The organism is Microbacterium hydrothermale (assembly GCF_004854025.1).
Taxonomy (GTDB): Bacteria; Actinomycetota; Actinomycetes; order Actinomycetales; family Microbacteriaceae; genus Microbacterium; species Microbacterium hydrothermale.
This window is the reverse complement of the sequence record NZ_STGM01000003.1, coordinates 283540-303548: the sequence shown is the minus strand read 5'-3', so window position 1 is coordinate 303548 and position 20009 is coordinate 283540. Positions and strand designations below refer to the sequence as shown.

17 protein-coding genes are annotated in these 20009 nt (G+C 71.2%); 14 read left to right on the top strand and 3 right to left on the bottom strand.

The features are described 5' to 3' along the window. Positions 1 to 5: 5 nt before the first annotated feature. The 6 genes from FB047_RS08280 (at position 6) to FB047_RS08255 (ending at position 6810) form a co-directional block, all read left to right on the top strand. Entirely contained in the window at positions 6 to 1565 is a 1560-nt protein-coding gene (locus tag FB047_RS08280) for an Ig domain-containing protein (RefSeq protein WP_136586702.1), read from the top strand. A gap of 145 nt (positions 1566 to 1710) precedes the next feature. Next, on the top strand, positions 1711 to 2880 hold the full coding sequence (locus tag FB047_RS08275) for a COG1470 family protein (protein WP_136586701.1): 1170 nt from the start codon (positions 1711 to 1713) through the stop codon (positions 2878 to 2880). Positions 2881 to 2930: 50 nt separating this feature from the next. Further along, positions 2931 to 3659: a hypothetical protein gene (locus FB047_RS08270; RefSeq protein ID WP_136586700.1), complete on the top strand. Its 729-nt coding sequence runs from the start codon at positions 2931 to 2933 to the stop codon at positions 3657 to 3659. Then, on the top strand, positions 3656 to 4738 hold the full coding sequence (locus FB047_RS08265) for a sortase (protein WP_240752679.1): 1083 nt from the start codon (positions 3656 to 3658) through the stop codon (positions 4736 to 4738). Before FB047_RS08270 ends, FB047_RS08265 begins: the two co-directional genes overlap by 4 nt. 475 nt (positions 4739 to 5213) lie before the next feature. Then, complete coding sequence (locus FB047_RS08260; protein WP_240752695.1) at positions 5214 to 5987, top strand: phosphate ABC transporter ATP-binding protein; 774 nt, start codon at positions 5214 to 5216, stop codon at positions 5985 to 5987. Positions 5988 to 5997: 10 nt separating this feature from the next. Next, a complete protein-coding gene (locus tag FB047_RS08255) occupies positions 5998 to 6810 on the top strand; it encodes a hypothetical protein (RefSeq protein ID WP_136586699.1) in 813 nt (270 codons plus the stop codon). 57 nt (positions 6811 to 6867) lie between these two features. On the opposite strand, the gene FB047_RS08250 is transcribed toward FB047_RS08255, so the two are convergent. Further along, positions 6868 to 8265 carry a threonine/serine exporter family protein gene (locus tag FB047_RS08250; protein ID WP_136586698.1) on the bottom strand — a complete coding sequence of 466 codons (1398 nt, stop codon included), beginning with the start codon at positions 8263 to 8265 and terminating at the stop codon, positions 6868 to 6870. 179 nt (positions 8266 to 8444) lie between these two features. Here FB047_RS08250 and FB047_RS08245 point away from each other — a divergent pair, with 179 nt between their 5' ends. The 7 genes from FB047_RS08245 to FB047_RS08215 all read left to right on the top strand — a co-directional run bounded on the left by FB047_RS08245 (position 8445) and on the right by FB047_RS08215 (position 16223). Next, positions 8445 to 9731: an aspartate kinase gene (locus FB047_RS08245; RefSeq protein ID WP_076676959.1), complete on the top strand. Its 1287-nt coding sequence runs from the start codon at positions 8445 to 8447 to the stop codon at positions 9729 to 9731. Positions 9732 to 10060: 329 nt separating this feature from the next. After that, complete coding sequence (locus tag FB047_RS08240) at positions 10061 to 11131, top strand: aspartate-semialdehyde dehydrogenase (RefSeq protein WP_136586697.1); 1071 nt, start codon at positions 10061 to 10063, stop codon at positions 11129 to 11131. Between the two features lie 98 nt (positions 11132 to 11229). Further along, positions 11230 to 12702, top strand: a complete 1473-nt coding sequence (locus FB047_RS08235; RefSeq protein ID WP_136586696.1) for a malate:quinone oxidoreductase — start codon at positions 11230 to 11232, stop codon at positions 12700 to 12702. 7 nt (positions 12703 to 12709) lie between these two features. Then, positions 12710 to 13315 carry a thymidine kinase gene (locus FB047_RS08230; RefSeq protein ID WP_136586695.1) on the top strand — a complete coding sequence of 202 codons (606 nt, stop codon included), beginning with the start codon at positions 12710 to 12712 and terminating at the stop codon, positions 13313 to 13315. A gap of 210 nt (positions 13316 to 13525) precedes the next feature. Continuing rightward, positions 13526 to 14554 carry a UDP-glucose 4-epimerase GalE gene (galE, locus tag FB047_RS08225; RefSeq protein ID WP_136586694.1) on the top strand — a complete coding sequence of 343 codons (1029 nt, stop codon included), beginning with the start codon at positions 13526 to 13528 and terminating at the stop codon, positions 14552 to 14554. Positions 14555 to 14616: 62 nt separating this feature from the next. Beyond that, complete coding sequence (locus FB047_RS08220) at positions 14617 to 15405, top strand: FadR/GntR family transcriptional regulator (RefSeq protein WP_136586693.1); 789 nt, start codon at positions 14617 to 14619, stop codon at positions 15403 to 15405. Next, positions 15402 to 16223 (top strand): siderophore-interacting protein, encoded by an 822-nt coding sequence (locus tag FB047_RS08215; RefSeq protein ID WP_136586692.1) that lies wholly within the window; start codon positions 15402 to 15404, stop codon positions 16221 to 16223. The genes FB047_RS08220 and FB047_RS08215 overlap by 4 nt, the downstream gene beginning before the upstream one ends. Before the next feature lie 34 nt (positions 16224 to 16257). Here the strand turns inward: FB047_RS08215 and FB047_RS08210 are convergent, their stop codons facing one another. Both FB047_RS08210 and FB047_RS08205 read right to left on the bottom strand, forming a co-directional pair. Then, complete coding sequence (locus FB047_RS08210; protein ID WP_136586691.1) at positions 16258 to 17037, bottom strand: HAD-IIB family hydrolase; 780 nt, start codon at positions 17035 to 17037, stop codon at positions 16258 to 16260. 154 nt (positions 17038 to 17191) lie between these two features. After that, positions 17192 to 17548, bottom strand: coding sequence for an META domain-containing protein (locus tag FB047_RS08205; RefSeq protein ID WP_136586690.1), 357 nt, complete (start codon positions 17546 to 17548; stop codon positions 17192 to 17194). 171 nt (positions 17549 to 17719) lie between these two features. On the opposite strand from FB047_RS08205, the gene FB047_RS08200 reads away from it, so the two are divergent. Continuing rightward, on the top strand, positions 17720 to 19735 hold the full coding sequence (locus tag FB047_RS08200; RefSeq protein WP_167494183.1) for a hypothetical protein: 2016 nt from the start codon (positions 17720 to 17722) through the stop codon (positions 19733 to 19735). Positions 19736 to 20009: the final 274 nt, after the last annotated feature.

Below are 20009 nucleotides of genomic sequence, written 5' to 3'. Positions count from 1 at the left end.
CTTCGATGAACATCAAGAAGTTCGGGACGATCGTCGCCGCGGCGACGGCGGTCTCGCTTCTCGCGGGCGGCTTCTCGGCCACCGCGGCGAACGCCGCCACGCCGGCGCCGCAGTTCTACCTCCTCGACGGCGGCGACGGGCACCTGCTCGCCGACGACTCCGTCCTGAGCTGGGACTCCCAGGTCCTGGCCACCCCCGGACCGACCGTCGACGACATCACCGTCACGTTCCCGGGCACCCCCGACGCGACCGGCGTGGCCTACTTCATCGCCCCCCAGGGCAAGGAGACCACCATGTCGGCGTGGACGGCGTCCAGCGACGGCGCCCTCACCCCCGGCACGGTCGACATCATGTCGCCGAACCTGACCCTCTCGGGCTTCCTGTTCGGCAACTGGGCCCAGGTCAAGGCGAACGGCGGCGACTTCAGCCTCGGCTTCGCGTGGACCCGCAACAACGGCCTCAACATCGCCGACGCCGGCGTGAAGTTCGTCGGCATCCACGTCAAGCCCGGCGGCGACTGGACGTTCGACCCGCAGAGCTCCGGCCCCGCGGTCACGGCCCCGACCACCGTCAGCGGTGCGATCGACGGCCTCGTCGTCGGGACGCCGTTCTCGCAGACGCTGACCGCCGACGGCACGGCACCCCTCACGTGGTCGATCAAGGACGGCGGCTCGCTTCCCGCCGGCCTGACCCTCGACGCCTCCACGGGTGTCGTCGCGGGAACGCCCACAACCGGGGGCGCGTACAGCTTCACCGCCGTCGCGACCAACAGCGCGGGCAGCGCCGAGAAGGCCTTCTCGGGCTCCGTCACCACCGGCAAGACCGGCCCCGACAAGCCGTCGGGCTCCTCGGCGAACAAGGTCGACGTGGCCGACCCGGCGAAGGGCGCGAAGAACATCGTCGTCCCCGCCGGCGCCGCCAACAAGGGCAAGACCCTCGAGGCGTGGGCCTGGTCGGAGCGCACGGACCTCGGTCAGGTCACCGATGACGGCAACGGTAACTTCTCGGTCGACATCTCGAGCCTCCCCGGCGGCGAGCACACGATCGCCCTCGTGCTCCCCGGCGACGCCGACTTCGGCATCCTCGCCTGGGACACCTTCACGAAGGTCTCGTCGTCGGGCGACCCCATCGCCGACAACGTCGACCTGACGGCCGCCGTGACCGCGAGCGACCTGTGGTCGCTCAACGCCGAGGCCACCAAGGTCGATTTCGGCAGCGTCGCGCGCGACAAGAGCGTGACCAAGGCCCTCGGCAAGGTCACCGTCGTCGACGACCGCAATGTCCTCAAGGGGTGGGACCTCACCGCCGCGTGGAGTCCCTTCACCAACGGCGCCGGCGACCAGATCCCCGCGAGCGCGCTCGCGCTGACGCCGAAGGCCTACTCCGGCTACACGCCGATCACCGGTGTGACGGTCGGCACGGGCTCGACGATCGCCTCGAGCACGGCGGTCTCGACGCTCACCACGGGTGCGCTCTTCGACGCCGACCTCACCTTCACCGCACCGAAGGACGCGCAGACGGGCGACTACACCTCGACCCTGACGGTCACCCTCACCTCCAAGTGAGCTGACCCGCGCCGCGGCCGCGCGGAGGGATCCGATCGATCCCTCCGCGCGGTCCCGCGTCGGGCGCCCACGCCCGATCCGTTCCCCTCAGCCCTCGTTCACCTCGGCGACACACTCGCGTCGCCCCCATCTGCGGAGATTGACCGTGCTCTCCTCGACCTCGCGGCGCCGCTTCCCGGCTCTGGGCGCCGCCTCGATCGCCACCGCCGCGATCGCCGCCCTCCTGTGCGTTCCGACGGCCGCGTCCGCGGCATCCGGCGCCCCCGTGACCGTTCCCGCCTCGATCGCCGCCCCCGCGTCGACGACGCCGTCGCTCCTCGCCGCCGAGGGTGATGCGGATGCCGCGACCGTCGGCGTCGCGACCCGCCCCGCGGGTGAAGACGGCCGCCCCGACGGGCGATCACGCTTCACCGTCTCCGCCGACCCGGGCCAGACCGTGACCGACCGCGTGCTCGTCGGCAACACCGGCACCGCACGCCAGGACTTCACCGTCTACGCCACCGACGCGTTCAACGCCGACACCGGCGACTTCTCGCTGCTTCCGACGGATGCCACGCCCACCTCGGTCGGGTCGTGGGTGCGGTTTGACGACGTGAGCGATCGCGTCACGTTCTCCCTCGACCCGCAGGAGGTGCGCCTTCTCACCTTCACCGTCGCGGTGCCCGCGGACGCCACCCCGGGCGATCACGTCGGCGGGGTCGTGGCATCCGTCATCGAGAGCGGAGCGCAGGTCAACGTCGACCGTCGCGTGGCGACCGCGATCTTCGCCCGCGTGTCGGGGGACCTGCAGCCGCAGCTCTCGCTCACGAGTTACGAGGCGTCGTACGAGGGGGCGTGGTGGAACCCGTTCGCGGGCTCGGTGCGGTTGCGGTACACCGTGACGAACCCCGGCAACATCGCCCTCGCCGCCAACCTCACCTCGGGCGTCGGCACCTGGTTCGGCATCCCGGCGACGGGGGAGCAGGGCGGCGGGGTCCCGGTCCTGCTCCCCGGCAACAGCGCGACCTACGAGCACACGGTCGACGGGGTCGGCCAGTGGCTGTACCTCAACCCGCACACCGTGCTCAACCCGTTCGTCGAATCGCCGGATCCGTCCATGCAGCTCACCATGGTGCCCATCACCCGGGATGCCGTGACCTTCGCCGTGCCGTGGACGCTGCTCATCGTCGCGGCGCTCGCCGCGGGAGCGGTCCTGCTCCTGCGCTGGCGACGTCGCCGCGACGAGCAGCGCGCGCAGGAGTGGATGGACTTCGTCGCGCGCACCGCGGCCGATGACGCCGCCGCCCTCGTGGGGGCCCGGGCGGACGGCTCGTGAACCGCGCCCGGCGGCCGCGTCCCGTCGGAATCGCACGGTGCGTCCTGGCCGTGGCTCTGGCCGTGGGGTCGCTCGGCGTCGGCTCCGCGGCATCCGCCGACGATTCCGGCACGCTCTCCGTGACCATCACGGACGGCTCGGCCACGCCCACCCCGGCTCCGACGGCCGCCGGTGACGGCGGGTCCGGTTCGCCGACCGGCGGGGCGGGCGCCGTCCCCTCGGGCGGCTCCCGTCCGCTTCCCGCCCCCGCGCCGGCCCCGGGAGCGGGCGGAGGCGCCCCCGCCGGGGGCGGGACCGCGCCGACCGGCGAGGTGAGCATCGCCGGGATGCTGTACGTCGGCGGGTTGAACGCCGCGGCGACCCCCGCGGTCGATCCGGCCGGGGGAGTCGTCGACGTCTGGTTCACGGTGCGCAACGCCTCGTCGAGCCCCATCGATGCGACCGCGGACTTCTCGATGGACACGGGCATCTTCCCGCAGCGCCTCGACACCGTCGACGACGTCGCCGTCCCGGCCCTGCAGCCGGGGGAGACGCGCGTGGTCGCCGCGCGCCTGAAGCACGGGGGGCAGTGGACGCTTCTGTCGACCCACGTCACCCTCACCCCGCCCGAGAGCGTGGACGGCGTCGCGCTGACCCCCGTCACACGCGATGCGCTGGCGCTGATGTTCCCGTGGGTGCTGATCTCGCTCGCGGTGCTCGTCGCCGTGGCCCTCACGCTCGTGCAGGTGATCCGTGTCGGCCTGCGCCGCGCGGCGACCGCGACGGTGGTGACGACGTGACCCTGCTCGGCCGCCTGGGCCCGCGGTGGGCCGACACGGCCCGCGCCGTGGCCGGGGCGCTGCCGTTCCCCGTCGCATCCCGGCGGGCGGGTGTCGCCGCGTCGATCGCGTCCGCCCCGATCGCCACCCCCACGGGGGCAGCGGCACCGCGCGGCGCGCGTCCCGGGTCGGGACCGATGCCGCCGCGGCCGCCCCGCCGCCCGCCGCGGGCGCGTCCCGTCTACGCTCCGCTGGCCCCCGGTCAGGTGTTCCTGCGCGGGATGCTCGTGTCGCTGTCGGTGCTGGTGCTGGTGTTCCTGGTCAATCTGCTCGTGATCAGTCACGTCTCGCACTTCGCCGCGCAGCAGCAGGCGCGCGACACCTTCCGCGCGCAGCTGGCGGCCGGTACGGCCCCCGTGAGCGAGGGCGATTTCGAGGATCACCTGCTCCCCGACGGAGCCCCCGTCGGCATCCTCTCGATCCCGCAGCTCGGGGTCGACGAGGTGATCTCCGAGGGGACGACCTCCGGGGTGCTCATGCACGGACCCGGTCACCGGCGCGACACCGTCCTTCCCGGTCAGGCGGGGGTGAGCGTGCTGATGGGGCGCGCGGCCGCGTTCGGCGGACCCTTCGGTGGTCTCCAGTCCCTGCAGCCGGGCGAGACGTTCACCGTGCGCACCGGGCAGGGCGAGCAGACGTTCGAGGTGCTCGGCGTGCGCTACGCGGGCGATCCGACACCGCCTGCTCCTGTCCGCGGCGAGAGCAGGCTGATCCTCATGACCGCGCGCGGGGCGCCGTACCTCCCGACGGGGGTCGCCTACCTCGATGCCCGCGCCACCGGGGCGGCGAAGCCCGCCGGCGCCCGCCAGACCACTTCGATGACCCTCCCTCCCCAGGCGCAGCCCCTCGCGACCGACATGACGACGGTGTGGGCGCTGGTGTTCGCCCTGCAGCTGCTCGTCGTGGCCGAGTTCGTCGCCGTGTGGGCGTACCGCCGCGTCGGATGGCAGAAGACGTGGATCGTCTTCGCCCCCGTCCTCCTGCTGGCGAGCGTGTTCGTCTCCGACCAGCTCATCCGCCTCCTCCCCAACCTCCTGTGAGCGAGACCCCATGACCTCGACCCCCGATCCCCGCGACGAGGCGAACGCCCCGGCGTGGGACGATGTCGCCCGCACCGAGGTGCACCCCGTCGGCTCCGCCGCGGGAGACACCTCGGACCCCTTCATGACCGACGTCCTGGGCCCCGACGAGGCGTTCATCCTCGCCGAGCTTGAACGCGACGGGCTCGAACGCGACGGGCTCGATCGCGAGGGGCTCGATCGCGACGGGCTCGCCGAGGCGGATCGCGCCGGGGCGACGGCTGTCGCCGCCCCGCCGACGTCGCGGCGCGGGGGGCGGCTCTTCTCCCGTCGGGACCCGTCGCCCTCGGTCGACGTCGCTCCGTCCGCGGCCGCCCCCTTCGACACCCGCACCGCGGTACTCGCCCCGACGGCCCCGCCGGTGTTCACCGCCCCCGGTCTCACGGCGCACGCACCCGCCGCCTGGCCCGAGGTCCCCGCCCCGGCGGCGGCGTCGCTGTCCGAACTCGATGCGCGGTCGATCTCCGCGTGGTTCGGCGATCATCAGGTGCTCCTCGACGTCTCTCTGACCATGCCGGCGGGTCAGGTGACGGCCCTCATCGGCCCGTCCGGGTGCGGCAAGTCGACCTTCCTCCGCATCCTGAACCGCATGCACGAGCTGGTGCCCTCGGCATCCCTCGCCGGCGAGGTGCTGCTCGACGGCGACGACATCTACGACGCCGGGCACCGTCTCATCGACGCCCGCAAGCACATCGGCATGGTCTTCCAGAAGCCCAATCCGTTCCCGGCGATGTCGATCTACGACAACGTCATCGCGGGACTGCGGCTCACCGGCACCCGCGCCTCGCGCGACGAGAAGGACCATCTCGTCGAGACGTCGCTGCAGAGCGCTGGACTGTGGAAGGAGGTCAAGGATCGCCTCCGCGCCCCCGGGGGCGGCTTGTCGGGCGGCCAGCAGCAGCGTCTGTGCATCGCCCGCTCGCTCGCGATCAAGCCGCGCGTGCTGTTGATGGACGAACCGTGTTCGGCTCTCGACCCCACCTCGACCCGCGTGATCGAGGAGACGATGGGCGAGCTGCAGAAGGAGCTGACGATCGTCATCGTCACCCACAACATGCAGCAGGCGCAGCGCGTGTCCCAGCAGTGCGCGTTCTTCCTGGCATCCCAGGGTCAGCCCGGCCACATCGTCGAGCACGGCGACACGGATGCCATGTTCGACTCGCCCATCGACCCCCGCACGTACGACTACGTCAACGGGCGCTTCGGGTGAGGCGCGGCGCATGACCCTCTTCGATCAGCAGACCGCCGTGCTGCCTCCCGCGCGCCCGATCGAGGAGCCCGAGCCGGTCCGGTCGGGGACGGCGCTCCTCCTCGCCCTGCTCGCCGGCGCCCTCGTCGTCCTCCTCTCGGCGGCGGTCTTCATCGCCGAGACGGTGGCCCGCGCCGAGGCGGAGCGGACGGTCGCCGACGGGGTCCGCTCCGCGTGGGCGATCTCCGGGAGCGAGCGCGTGCGGGTCGACATCCCCGGTTCCATCCTCGTGCAGGAGGCCCTCGGACGATTCGACCGCGTCGACGCGACGGTCTTCAGCCTGCCGACCGGCCGCGCCAACGCGGATCTGACCGTCTCCCTCGAGGGCCTGCGAGGGACAGACGGAGGATGGGATGCCGACCGCGTGTCCGCGGCGATGACCCTGACCGCGCCGCAGGCCACCGCGCTCCTGATACCCGCCGAGGAACAGGGACGGGTGCGCATCGACTTCTCGGGAGGCGACATGGTCGTCGGCGGGGCGATGCCCGGCGCGGCCGACGCGAGCGTCACGATGACGCCGCGCTTCGAGGGCGGTCGGCTCGGCGTGGCGCTGTCGGCCGTCACCGTGAACGGAGCGACCCTCTCGGCAGAGCAGGTGCAGGCGCAGACGGGTGCCGATCCCGCCGCGACGGGGCCCGCTCCGCTCTGCCTCGCGGAGACCATGCCGGGCTTCCTGCACCCGCGCGACGTGCGGATCGCCGAAGGGCGTCTGCGCATCGAGTTCGACATCGACCGGGACGCGTCCGAGACCGACGCGGGCCGACGACCCGGCTCCTGCCCCTGACCCGGCGTCGCGCTCTCCCGCCCCGGCTCGCTCCCGCCGCCGCCGCTATGTGCGGCTCTAGCGCCGCGCGCGCGCTCGCACGCGCGTGACGCTCGACAAGGTCGCACGCACCGGCTGCCCCAAGTAGATGCCGAGCGAGGCGCCGACCGCGAGCGCGATGCCGATGGTCGCCGCACCCGCGAGGGTGGTGACCCCGGTCATGAGCACGGCCGGGTCGTCGCCGGACTCCACGATTCCGAGCAGACCCCGGAACACCGCCGCACCCGGGACGAGCGGCAGGATCGCGGCCGTGGTGATGGCCACCGACGGCACGTGCAGACGGTAGGCGACCACGATCCCGACGAAGCTGCCGATGAACGCCCCCACCCCGCTCGCGGCGGCGACCTCGAAGCCGAGACCCGTCGCGGCCACGTAGCCCGCCCACGCCACGAGACTCAGAGCGGCGCTGACGAGGATGATGCGCGCCCCCGCCCCGTTGAACACCGCCACGGCGACGGCGATCACCGCGGCGCCCACGAACTGCAGGACGACGGGTCCGAGGGGGAGGGCCGTCGACGGCGGCGACATCCCCAGTCCGATCACCCGCACGGTCTCGAGTCCCGCGAGGATCCCGAGCACCACGCCGAGCGTCTGCGTCGTCAGCTCGAGGATGCGGCCCGTCGCGGTCAGGGCGAAACCGTCGATGGCATCCTGCGCCGCTCCCACGACCGTGAGCCCGGCGAGCATGAGCACGATCCCGGATGCCACGATCACCGACGGTCTGATCGCGGCCGCCGCCTCGATGCCGGTGTACCGCAGCAGCGGCGACAGTGCCGCCACGACGGTGAGGACGAAGCCGCCGGCGATCTGCGCGAAGAAGTACGGCACGCGCGCGCGGGCCATCAGGTACTGGGTGGTGGCGGCCAGCGCCGCGGCGATGAACGACAGCACCAGCGCGAGCCAGTTGGCGCCGAACATGATCGCGACCCCCGCCGCGAGGGAGGCCTGCGAGACGACGACGATCGCCGGTCGGTAGCGGAACGGCAGGCGCCGGATGGCGCGGCAGCGCGCGATCGCGTCGTCAAGGGCGAGCCCGCCGGTGATCTCGGTCACGAGGGCCTGGAGCCGCTGAAGTTTCGCGTGGTCGGGGACGGAGCCGCGCACGACCCGCAACAGGGTGGTGGGGTGACTGGCCCCGGGCCGGCTGTGCGCGATCGTGATCGAGTTGTAGGTGACGTCGACGTGCACCGGGTCGAGCCCGTACGCCCCGCACACGCGCACGATCGTCAGCGTGACCTCGTTCGCGGGCGCGCCGACGACGAGCATCGTCTCGCCGATGCGGATGGCGAGGTCGAGGATGCGCGTGGCGAGCGCCTCGTCGATGACGGGCAGCAGGGTCGTGTCGAGCGACGTCGCCTCGTCGGCGTGGACGAGTCGGCGCAGCGACGACAGCCAACGGCCGGGGGTGAGCGGCATCCGAACGCTCCAGGGGGAGGGGGGTGGAACCCGTCGATCCTATCCGCGACGCCGTCGGGCGCCGGTGCGCTCGCGCATGGCGGAGGAGGTATGCGCGCGCCTCTAGGATGATCCACGGGCGCGGCTCGAGCGCCGGCGTCGTGACACTCCGACGCACAACCCCTCCGGGAGTTCTCCACATGGCTCTGATCGTCCAGAAGTACGGCGGTTCGTCCGTCGCCGACGCCGAGAGCATCAAGCGCGTCGCCAAGCGCATCGTCGACACCCGTCGTGCCGGTCACGAGGTCGTCGTCGCCGTCAGCGCGATGGGAGACACCACCGACGAGCTGCTCGATCTCGCGGGCCAGGTCGCCCCGATCCCCGCGCCCCGCGAGCTCGACATGCTGCTCTCCAGCGGCGAGCGGATCTCGATGGCGCTGCTGGCGATGGCGATCCACTCGATGGGCTTCGAGGCCCGCTCCTTCACCGGCAGCCAGGCGGGCATGATCACGGATGCCACCCACGGGGCCGCCCGCATCGTCGACGTCACACCGGTGCGCCTGCGCGAGGCCCTCGACGAGGGCGCCATCGTCATCGTCGCCGGCTTCCAGGGCTTCAACCGCGACACCCGCGACATCACCACCCTCGGCCGCGGCGGTTCCGACACCACCGCCGTCGCGCTCGCGGCGGCGCTCGAGGCCGACGTGTGCGAGATCTACAGCGACGTCGACGGCATCTTCACCGCCGACCCCCGCGTCGTCCCGCTCGCGCGCAAGCTCGGCCGCGTCGGCAGCGAAGAGATGCTCGAGCTCGCCGCCAACGGCGCCAAGGTGCTCTACATCCGCGCGGTCGAGTACGCCCGCCGTCACGGCGTGCTGATCCACGCGCGTTCCACGTTCAGCGCGAGCGAGGGCACCTGGGTGCTCGACGCCTCGAAGAAATCCCCGCTCGTCCCCGAGGGAGCCACCATGGAAGAGCCCATCGTCGCCGGCGTCGCCACCGACCTCAGCCAGGCGAAGATCACCGTCATCGGCGTGCCCGACGTGCCCGGCAAGGCCGCCGACATCTTCAAGATCGTCGCGAAGTCCGGCGCCAACGTCGACATGATCGTGCAGAACGTCTCGGCCGCCGCCACCGGCCGCACCGACATCTCGTTCACCCTTCCCAAGACCGATGCCACGACGGCGCTGAAGGCGCTCGCCGGAGAGCAGGCCGAGGTCGGGTTCGAGAGCCTCGTGCACGACGACCAGATCGGCAAGCTCTCGGTCGTCGGCGCGGGCATGCGGACGCACTCGGGCGTCTCGGCGACCCTCTTCGAGGCGCTCAGCATGGCCGGGGTCAACATCGAGATGATCTCGACCTCCGAGATCCGCATCTCGGTGGTCGTGCGCGGCGTCGACCTCGCCGAGGCGGCCCGCCTCGTGCACACGGCGTACGGTCTCGACGGCGACGCCGAGGCCACCGTGCACGCCGGCACCGGTCGCTGACCCCTCGGAACAGTCTTCGCGCGTCGACCTGGGGCTTCGCTCCCTGAGTGCTGCGGTGGTTCCGTTGCCGGAAGCGGCAGACCCCCTGCGTCGTGTCCCTCCCCACGACCCGGTCCGCCGACCGGCGCCGTCGTCGATCCGGGCTCGTCCCGCAACGCGACGCAGGAACTTCTCCCGCCCTGCGGCGGATTTCCGCCGGATTCCGGCGCGAGAGCGACAGATCTCCTGCGTTTTGCCGCCCGGGTCATCGCCTCTCGGCGACCCGCGCTAATCTGACCCGAACCGCCGCCGTCGCGGCATCCGCCACCCGAAACACCCGAGGACCTCGCATGACCCGCATCTCCGATTCCGGAATCTCCCTCGCCGTCGTCGGCGCCACCGGCCAGGTCGGCACCGTGATGCTCGAGATCCTCGCCGAGCGGTCGTTCCCGATCCGCGAGCTGCGCCTGTTCGCGACGTCGCGTTCGGCCGGGTCGTCGATCGAGTTCGGCGGGCACTCCGTGATCGTCGAAGACGTGGCCACGGCCGACCCCGCCGGCGTCGAGGTCGCGCTGTTCTCCGCCGGGGCCACCGGCTCCCGCGCGCACGCGCCCCGCTTCGCCGAGGCCGGCGCCCTGGTCATCGACAACTCCAGCGCGTGGCGCATGGATGCCGAGGTCCCCCTCGTCGTGAGCGAGGTCAACCCGCACGCGATCGACCAGGCCGTGAAGGGCATCGTCGCCAACCCCAACTGCACGACCATGGCCGCGATGCCCGTGCTGAAGGTCCTCGACGCCGAGGCGGGCCTCGAGCGCCTCATCGTCAGCACCTACCAGGCTGTCTCGGGCTCGGGGCTGGCCGGGGCGCAGGAGCTGCTCGGCCAGGTCGAGGGCGTGCTCGCGCAGGGCGACGTCGAGCGCCTCGTGCGCGACGGCTCGGCCCTGGACTTCCCCGAGCCCGAGAAGTACGTCGCCCCGATCGCCTTCGACGTCATCCCCTTCGCCGGCAACCTCGTCGACGACGGTCTGAACGAGACCGACGAGGAGAAGAAGCTGCGCAACGAGAGCCGCAAGATCCTCGAGCTCCCTGACCTCCGCGTCGCGGGCACCTGCGTGCGCGTCCCCGTCTTCACCGGCCACTCGCTGAGCATCAATGCCGAGTTCGCCCGCGACCTCACCCCCGAGCGCGCCCGCGAACTCCTCGCCGACGCCCCCGGCGTGCGTCTCGAGGAGGTCCCGACTCCGCTGCAGGCGGCGGGAACCGACCCCAGCTACGTCGGCCGCATCCGCGCCGACCAGTCGGCGCCCGAGGGCAAGGGTCTCGTGCTGTTCATCAGCAACGACAACCTGCGCAAGGGAGCCGCGCTGAACGCCGTGCAGATCGCCGAGCTCGTCGCCCAGAAGCGTCTCGCGACCGCCTGAGACACGGCATCCGGATGCCGCTCGCGAGGTGTCTCGACATCGAACCGACCGATCTCTCGATGTCGAGACACCTCACGGCCCGCACCTAGAATCGACGGGTGACTGAAAACGTCGATGTTCTCCTCATCGGTGGCGGCATCATGTCCGCCACTCTCGGCACGCTGCTGAAAGACCTCCAGCCCGATCTGAAGATCGCGGTGCTGGAGCGCCTCAGCGACGTCGCGCAGGAGAGCTCCAACGCGTGGAACAACGCCGGCACCGGTCACGCGGCGCTGTGCGAGCTGAACTACACCCCTGAGGGCAAGGACGGCTCGATCGATCCCGCCAAGGCGGTGACGATCAACGAGCAGTTCCAGCAGAGCCGTCAGCTGTGGGCCTCGCTCGTGGCCGAGGGCGTGCTCGACGAGCCCTCGACGTTCATCAACGCCACCCCGCACATGACGTTCGTGCGGGGCGAGAAAGACGTCGCCTTCCTCCGCAAGCGCTACGAGGTGCTCAAGCAGCAGCCCTTGTTCGCTGGCATCGAGTACACCGAGGACTCGCGCGTCATCAACCAGTGGGCGCCCCTGCTCATGCAGAAGCGGCGCAAGGGCGAGCCCTTCGCCGCCACGCGCGTCCCCGCCGGCGCCGACGTCGACTTCGGCTCGCTCACGCGACAGCTGTTCGCGAACCTGCGCGAGAAGGGCGTCGAGGTCGTCACCAACCACGACGTCAAGAAGCTGAAGAAGCAGAAGGACGGGTCGTGGGAGGTGTTCTACCGCCACGTGATCGGCGGCACCCCCGGCTCGATCAACGCGAAGTTCGTCTTCGTCGGCGCGGGCGGCTGGGCGCTCAAGCTCCTGCAGCGCTCCGGCATCCCCGAGATCAAGGGCTACGGCGTCTTCCCGATCGGTGGGCAGTGGCTCAAGACCTCCAACCCCGACATCGTCGCGAAGCACCGCGCCAAGGTGTACTCCCAGGCGTCGGTCGGCGCCCCGCCCATGTCGGTCCCGCACCTCGACACGCGCGTGATCGACGGCGAGTCGTCGCTGCTGTTCGGCCCGTTCGCCACGTTCAGCCCGAAGTTCCTCAAGAACGGCTCGATGCTCGACATCGTGACGCAGGTGCGCCCGCACAACATCGGGCCCATGCTGAAGGTCGCGGTCGACAACCCGAGCCTGATCAAGTACCTCGTGAGCGAGCTGCTGAAGACCCACTCGAAGAAGGTCGACAGCCTGCGCGACTTCATGCCGACGGCGAAGGACGAGGACTGGGAGCTGCTCGACGCCGGTCAGCGCGCCCAGGTGATGAAGCGGGACAAGGACAAGGGCGGCGTGCTGCAGTTCGGCACCGAGGTCGTCACCGCGGCCGACCACTCGATCGCCGGTCTGCTGGGTGCCTCGCCGGGCGCCTCGACCGCGGTGTCGATCATGCTGGGCCTGATCAAGACCTGCTTCCCCGAGCGGATGCCGCAGTGGGAGCCGCGCCTGCGCGAGCTCATCCCCAGCTACGGCGAATCGCTGAACACGCAGCCCGAGATGGCTCGCAAAGAGCTGGACGCCACGGCTCGCGCGCTCGCGATCAACCCCTGAGGCCCGCGTGGCGAAGCTGTACTTCCGCTACGGCGCGATGAACTCGGGCAAGTCCACCGCGCTGCTGCAGGCGGCGTACAACTACGAGGAGCGCGGTCAGCGCGTGCTGCTGGCCAAGCCCGAGATCGACACCAAGGGCGCCGATCAGATCGACAGCCGCCTCGGCGTGACGCGACCGGTCGACTTCCTCGTGGGGGCGTCCGACGACCTGCGCGAGACGTTCCACGCGGCGGCCGGTCACGCCCCGGTCGCGTGCCTTCTGGTGGACGAGGCGCAGTTCTTCACCGCCGAGCAGGTAGACGACCTCTTGCGCATCGCGGTGCTCGACGGCATCCCGGTCCTGGCGTATGGCATCCGCACCGACTTCCGCACCGAGGCGTTCCCGGGGTCGGCGCGCCTGATGGAGATCGCGCACAGCCTCGAAGAGCTCAAGACGATCTGCCGGTGCGGGCGCAAGGCGATCTTCAACGCCCGGCTCGTCGGCGGACGCTTCGTCTTCGACGGCGATCAGGTCGCGATCGACGAGGGGCAGATCGCGGGCGAGGTCACCTACGAGTCGATGTGCGCGGCCTGCTACCTGCGCGAGTCCGGAGGGCGTCTCGACGGTCGCTGAGTCGTCCCGAGGTCGCTCCGCTGCGGCCGCGTGGCCGGCTCGCGTCGACGCCGAGACGGCACGTCGCCGACGAGTCGGTTGCAGGATGCCGCCGAGATGTCAGCGGGATGCCGTCTCGCGATCGAACGGCCGGGCCCCGCGTCGACCGCGCACCGGCCTCGGCCCGGCGGACGCTCCGGCGATGTCGGCGGTGACCGATAGCCTGGAGGTATGCGCGTCCTCCTCGCCGGCGGTGCCGGTTACATCGGAACCCACACGGCCGTCGCCCTCCTCGAGGCCGGTCACGACGTCGTCCTTCTCGACGACCTCTCCGGCACCCACGCCGTCGCCGCGGAGCGCGTCGAGCGCATCACCGGCAAGCCCGCGCCGCTGGTCGTCGGCGACGCCGCCGACGAGGGCGTGGTCACGGGCGTGTTCGACGAGCACGGACCGATCGACGCGATCATCCACCTCGCGGCGTTCAAGGCCGTGGGAGAGAGCACGCAGAAGCCGCTCGCGTACTACTCGAACAACCTCGACACCACGTTCACGCTGCTGAAGGTGGGCATCGCCCGCGGCATCCGCTCGTTCGTCTTCTCGAGCACCGGCACGGTCTACTCCGATCCGGACGACCTGCCGTTCACCGAGGAGTCCACGACGAGCGTCGATTTGTCGAACGCGTACAGCAAGTCCAAGCGCATGAACGAGGTCGTCCTCGCCGACGTGGCCCGGGTGAACCCGGAGCTCAACGTCACAGTGCTGCGGTACTTCAACCCGGTGGGCGCGCACGCGTCGGGTCTCATCGGCGAAGACCCCGCCGGCATCCCGAACAACCTCATGCCCTTCGTCTCGCGCGTCGCGATCGGCTCGCTCGACGAGATCGGCGTCTTCGGCGACGACTACGACACCCCCGACGGCACGGGCCTGCGCGACTACATCCACGTCGTCGACCTGGCCGAGGGGCACGTCGCGGCCCTCGAGCAGGCGCAGCCGGGTCACCAGGTGTTCAACCTCGGCACCGGGCGCCCCGTGAGCGTGCTCGAGCTCGTGGCGTCGTTCGAGAAGGCCGTGGGTCACGAGCTGCCGAAGAAGATCCTCGACCGCCGTCCGGGCGACGTCGCAGCGACCTACTGCGACCCCGCGAAGGCCGCCGAGGTGCTGGGATGGCGGACGCGGTTCTCGATCGACGACGCCTGCCGCGACTACTGGAACTGGCAGACGAAGAACCCCGCGGGGTACGCCACCACCGCCGAGGCGTGATCGCGCGCGCGTAGGGTGATGTGGTCCGGCCACATCCTCGCGCGCCGGACGGAGGGGACCCCATGCCGAACAGCGCGCCGCGGGCCTGGCAGATCGTGCTCGAGCGCATCGAGGTCGATCTGCGCGACGGTCGTCTCGGCCCGGGCGACCGGCTGACGCCCGAGCGCGAGCTCGCCGCCCAGCTGGGCGTCGGGCGCTCGAGCGTGCGCGAGGCCGTGCGCGTGCTCGAGGTGCTCGGTGTCGTGCGGACGGCGACCGGCTCGGGACCGTCCGCGGGCGCGATGATCGTCACCACGCCGCGCGGGGGCCTCGCGGCGTTCCTGCGCCTGCAGGTGGCGGCGAACGGCTTCCCCCTCAGCGACGTGGTGCGCACACGCGTCGTGCTCGAGGGCGACGTCGCCGAGCGGCTCGCGCGCTCCGACGCGGACCTCACCGAGATCGTCGGCATCCTCGACGCGATGGATGCCGCCGACCTCGCGCCGGAAGAGTTCCTCGCCCTCGACGCCCGCTTCCACCAGTCGCTGGCCGAAGCGTCGGGCAACGCGGTGATCGCCGCGATGATGGCGGGCCTGCGCAGTTCGATCGAGGCGTACACGCAGGCCGGCGCGGCGCGACTGGGCTCCTGGACGCGGACGGCCGACCGGCTGCGGCAGGAGCACCGGCGGATCGTCGACGCCGTGGCCCGCGGCGACGCCGACGACGCGCGCGAGCGGGTGCGCGGCCACATCACCGACTACTACACCGAGGTGGCGCAGGCGCTGAGCCCCTCCGACCCCGCCGACGACGCGATCGGCGACGCCGCGCGCGCCGCCGTGCGCGCATCCCTGCCCTCCCGAGAGGAAGCCCCGTGACCGATCGTCCCGCCCGCCCGCCCCGCCCGCAGCACGTCCTCCACGTCGTCGGGACCGAGCGACTGAGCCCGCACCTGGTGCGCGTGCGTGCGCGGGGGACCGACCTGTCGGCGTTCCGCGAGAGCCCGCACACCGACGCGTACGTCAAGATCACCTTCGCCAAGCCCGAACTGGGGCTCGAGCCGCCGTACGACCTCGCCGCCCTGCGCGAGACGCTCGCCCCCGGCGACCTCCCCGTCACCCGCACGTACACCGTGCGCGCCGTCTCCGGCGACGAGCTCACGATCGATTTCGTCGTGCACGGCGACGAGGGTCTCGCCGGCCCCTGGGCCGCGGCGGCGCAGCCGGGGGACCGGCTCGTGGTCTCCTCGCCCGGGGGAGGCTACGCGCCCGACCCCGCGGCGGACTGGCACTTCTTCGCCGGCGACGAATCGGCTCTGCCGGCCATCGCGGCCTCCCTCGAGGCACTGACTCCGGATGCCGTGGGCGCGGCGTTCCTGGAGGTGCAGTCCGCGGGGGATCAGGTGCCCCTGAGCGCGCCTCCCGGGGTCGTCGTCACGTGGGTCTACCGCGGGGAGGCGCCGGCCGGCGCGACGCCGGTTCTGGTGGAGGCGGTGGCCGGGTGGCATCCGCTCGACGGCCGTGGGCAGGTGTTCGCGCACGGTGAGCGCGAGGCGATGAAGGCGCTGCGCGACATCGTCTTCACCCGGTGGGGACTCGAGCGTGCCCAGGTCTCGCTGTCGGGTTACTGGGCGTACGGACGCACCGAAGACCGGTTCCAGGCCGAAAAACGCGAACCGATCGGCAAGATCCTCTGACGCCCTCGGGTCGACCGGTTTCCGGCGCGAGCCCTCAGGCCTGCGCGCGCTCCGGGAGCGTGGGGATGAGCTGCTCGAGGAAGTCCGCGGTGTCCTCCCAGCCGTGCACGGCCTGGCAGGTCACGCCCATGGCCAGGACCGGGTAGTCGTTGCCGTCGGGATCGAGCCGGTCGCCGACGAAGAGCATGTCGTCGAGGGGGATTCCGGTGGTCTCGGCGAGCTTGCCCATGCCGTAGGCCTTGTCGATCCCGCGGTGAGTGATGTCGACCGAGGTCGATCCGCCCGAGCGCACCTCCAGGTCGGGGATGCGCGCGGCGACGGCCTCGCGGAGGCTGTTCTTCTTCTCACCCGTGGGGTCCCACGCCATCTTCGCATCGAGCGGGGCGGACTGGCCGAGGGCGGAGAACGTGATCTGCGACCCCCGGTCTTCGAGGATGTCGCCCCACGGCTCGGACTCCCAGAGGCCGAGGCGCTCGGCCTCTTCGCGCACCGCGGAGAGGGCACGCTGCTTCTCGTCGTCGGTGAGCGAGTGGGCGTACACGGTCTCGATCCCGGCGGGCGTGAGCCGGTAGTACTGCGTGCCGCAGGTGGGCATGAGGTGGAACTGCGCGAGGAGCTCCGGGGATGCCTCGGGCAGGCGCTCGACCACCTGGGAGCGGAACTGCTGCAGCTGACCGCCCGAGATGATGGCCACCTCGACGCGCGCGGCCAGCGCCAGGAGCAGTTCGCCGATGCGCGGGTCGATGGCCGACTTGGACGGCGCGAGGGTGTCGTCGAGGTCGAAGGCGACGAGGCGGGGCGAGGCGTCGGACACGGGGCTCCTAGAAAGGGGTCGTCGTGCGCACGCGACGCACGGGCTGCTGTCGACGGGCACCGGAAGGTGCCACGTGATCGCCCTCGATTCTACGGGTGACCGCGAGCGACGCCCGTCGCCGGTGAACGGGCGATGAGCGGGCGACGCGGTGGCCTCAAACCTTGCGCGACAGGGTGCCGATCCGTTCCCCGGCGCGGTCGTACACCGTCATCGTGTCGCCGGAGATCTCGGCGGATCGGATCCGGCGCAGCCACGTGTCCACTCCGAGGCACGCTTTCAGGGTGCCGATCCCCAGGGAGAAGGAAAGTCGATCGCCGTCGACCGAATAGGAGCCCAGGATGCCGTTGCACCCGTCGCTGCCGCGCACTTCCCCGTCACTCATGACGAGGTGTTCCGTTCCCGTCCCCACCCATTCCTCGCCCGTGAACGGCGGATCGGATCGCGGGCTGCGAAAGACGATTCCCATGCTCATGAATGCGACCGCCGTTATGGCCCCCCACCTGCGGATCATGAGATTCTCCTCATCTTTGACGGAATGCGAAAAAAGTTCTTACCCAACGCTCAGCTTGTCATAAGGTGATTCGCGACGCTGAGAGGTGGGTGGGGGCCCGATCAACGGTTCCCGTCCTGCTCATGGTGCGTTTTTTCACCAACGACATGAGATGAGACGATGACACGAAACATGAAGCGTATGGGGTGGGCCGGTGCGTCCGCCGCTCTCGCGCTCACCGCGTCCGGCTTGCTGGCCCCCGCGGTCGCCTTCGCCGGTGACGACCAGTCGGTTGCGCCCACGTCGGGCGCCGAGTTCGACGCGACCGCCAAGCAACTGCTGAGCAGCGACGAGCAGGTCCAGGCCGTCGCGAAGGACGGAAACGGCAACGTCGTCGTCTACGCCACCGCCGATGAGTCCGCCCTGCAGGGTGAGGCGAAGACGTTCGTCCAGTCGAAGTCGAACGTCGAGGTCCGGGTCATCGACAGCCCGGTCAAGGCCCTCGCGAAGAACGACGTCGTCGCCGGCGCCGGGTACTTCTCGACCGACCCCGCCAACCCCGGCCCGGGTGGTCTGTGCTCGATCGGCTTCACCGGGTGGAGCCCCCAGGGCAAGCCCGCGGTCATCACCGCCGGTCACTGCAACGAAGACGGCCTGTTCTCGGCCAGCTTCCTGACGCTGCCCTCGGGCGACCCCGCCGGTGGCGGCGACAGCGAGAACGGCGACGTCAAGGTCACCGACGAGCTCGGCACGCTCGCCTTCTCGCAGTTCGGCGGTCCCGGCAACAGCGTCGGCGCCGACGGCGACAACACTTCCGTTGACATCGCAACGATCGACGTCACCAACGCCGACCTCGACCTGCTCCCCGAGATCACCGACTGGACCACCGCGAAGAGCGAGGACCTGTCGGCCTCGACTATCGACGTCAAGGCCGTCGGCTCCGCGCAGGTGCAGCAGGCCGCCTCCAAGTCGGGCCGCACCACCGGTTACACCACCGGCACCGTGACCGGTGTCGACGGGTGGTCGCGCATCGGCAAGCCCGACAACACCTTCCGTTGGGTCAAGGGCTTCGCCGTCGAGAGCGACTCCCGCATCGTCAAGGAGGGCGACTCCGGCGGAGCCGTCTTCCAGGGCAACACCGCGGTGGGCGTCGTCTCCGGTGGCGATGAGGATGGTGTCTTCATGTGGGCCGCCGACCTCCAGGCCGGTCTCGCGCAGACGGACGGCTACACCGTCGCGCTCAAGATCGACGCTCCCGCCCTCACCACCCCCGCCGACGGCGGCACGGTGGGCGTCGGCGGCGTCATCTCCGGTACCGCTCAGGTGGGCACCACGCTGAAGGTCAAGCCCTCGAACGGCGACTCCTTCGACGTGACCGTCGACGGTTCGGGCAACTGGAGCTTCCCCGCTCCCGACAAGCTCGGCACCTACTCCTTCTCGCTCACCTCGGTCAGCGGATACAACACCTCGGCCACGGTCGACGCCTCCGTCGAGGTCAAGGCCGAGGCTCCGGTCATCACGACGCCGGCAAACGGCTCCACGGTCGAGAACGAGCTCACGGCCATCTCGGGCACCGGCCTCGCCGGCGCGACGGTCACCCTGACGGGCGACGTCAAGGGCTCCGCGAAGGTCGCCGAGGACGGCTCCTGGTCGGTCAAGACCGACCTGGGCATCGGTCAGTACAAGGTCACCGCCACGCAGGCGCGTGACGGCGAGACCTCGGCCGCGGCCACCGTCGAGTTCACCGTCGCCCCCTCGGCTCCGGTCATCACCGGCATCCAGGACGGCGAGTCGTACAGCGGCGCCGCGGTTCCCACCGCCATCACGGGTACGGGCCTGACGGGCGCCGACATCACGGTGACCATCAACGACGCGAAGGTCGGCGAGACGGTCGTCAAGGACGGCAAGTGGTCGGTCGTGCTCAAGGACGCCCTGGCCCCCGGTGACTACGCCGTGGTCGCCACCCAGACGGTCGACGGTGTCTCGAGCTCCGCGTCGGTGAGCTTCTCGGTCGCCGCCGCTCCCGCGCCCTCGCCCTCGCCCAGCGGCACCCCCGCTCCCGGTGGCAACCCCGGCGGCGGCAACGGTGGCGGCCTGGCCAACACCGGTATGGGTGACGTCGCTCCCCTCGCGTGGGGCGCTCTCGCCCTCATGCTGGGTGGCTTCGGTGCCCTCGGCTACCGCAAGGTGCGTCGCGCCACGCGCTAAGCATCTCTGAGTCAGCGCCCCCGGTGCCTTCCCGTTTCGGAAGGCCCCGGGGGCGCTTTCGTTCGTGCCGCCTTCGGCGCACCGCGGTGGGGCGTGGGGATCTCCGAGGTCGCCGCGGAGCGCGATATCGGGTGCTCACGATCCCGCGTGCGGGGACGGGCGGGGAGGTCGCCGGAGCTACGCGGGGTCGCGCCGCTCGCCCGCAGCACGGAAACGGAGAAGGGCTCCCGCTCCGGGCGTTGCACTGCTTGCCTGCAGCTGGAAAACGAAGAAG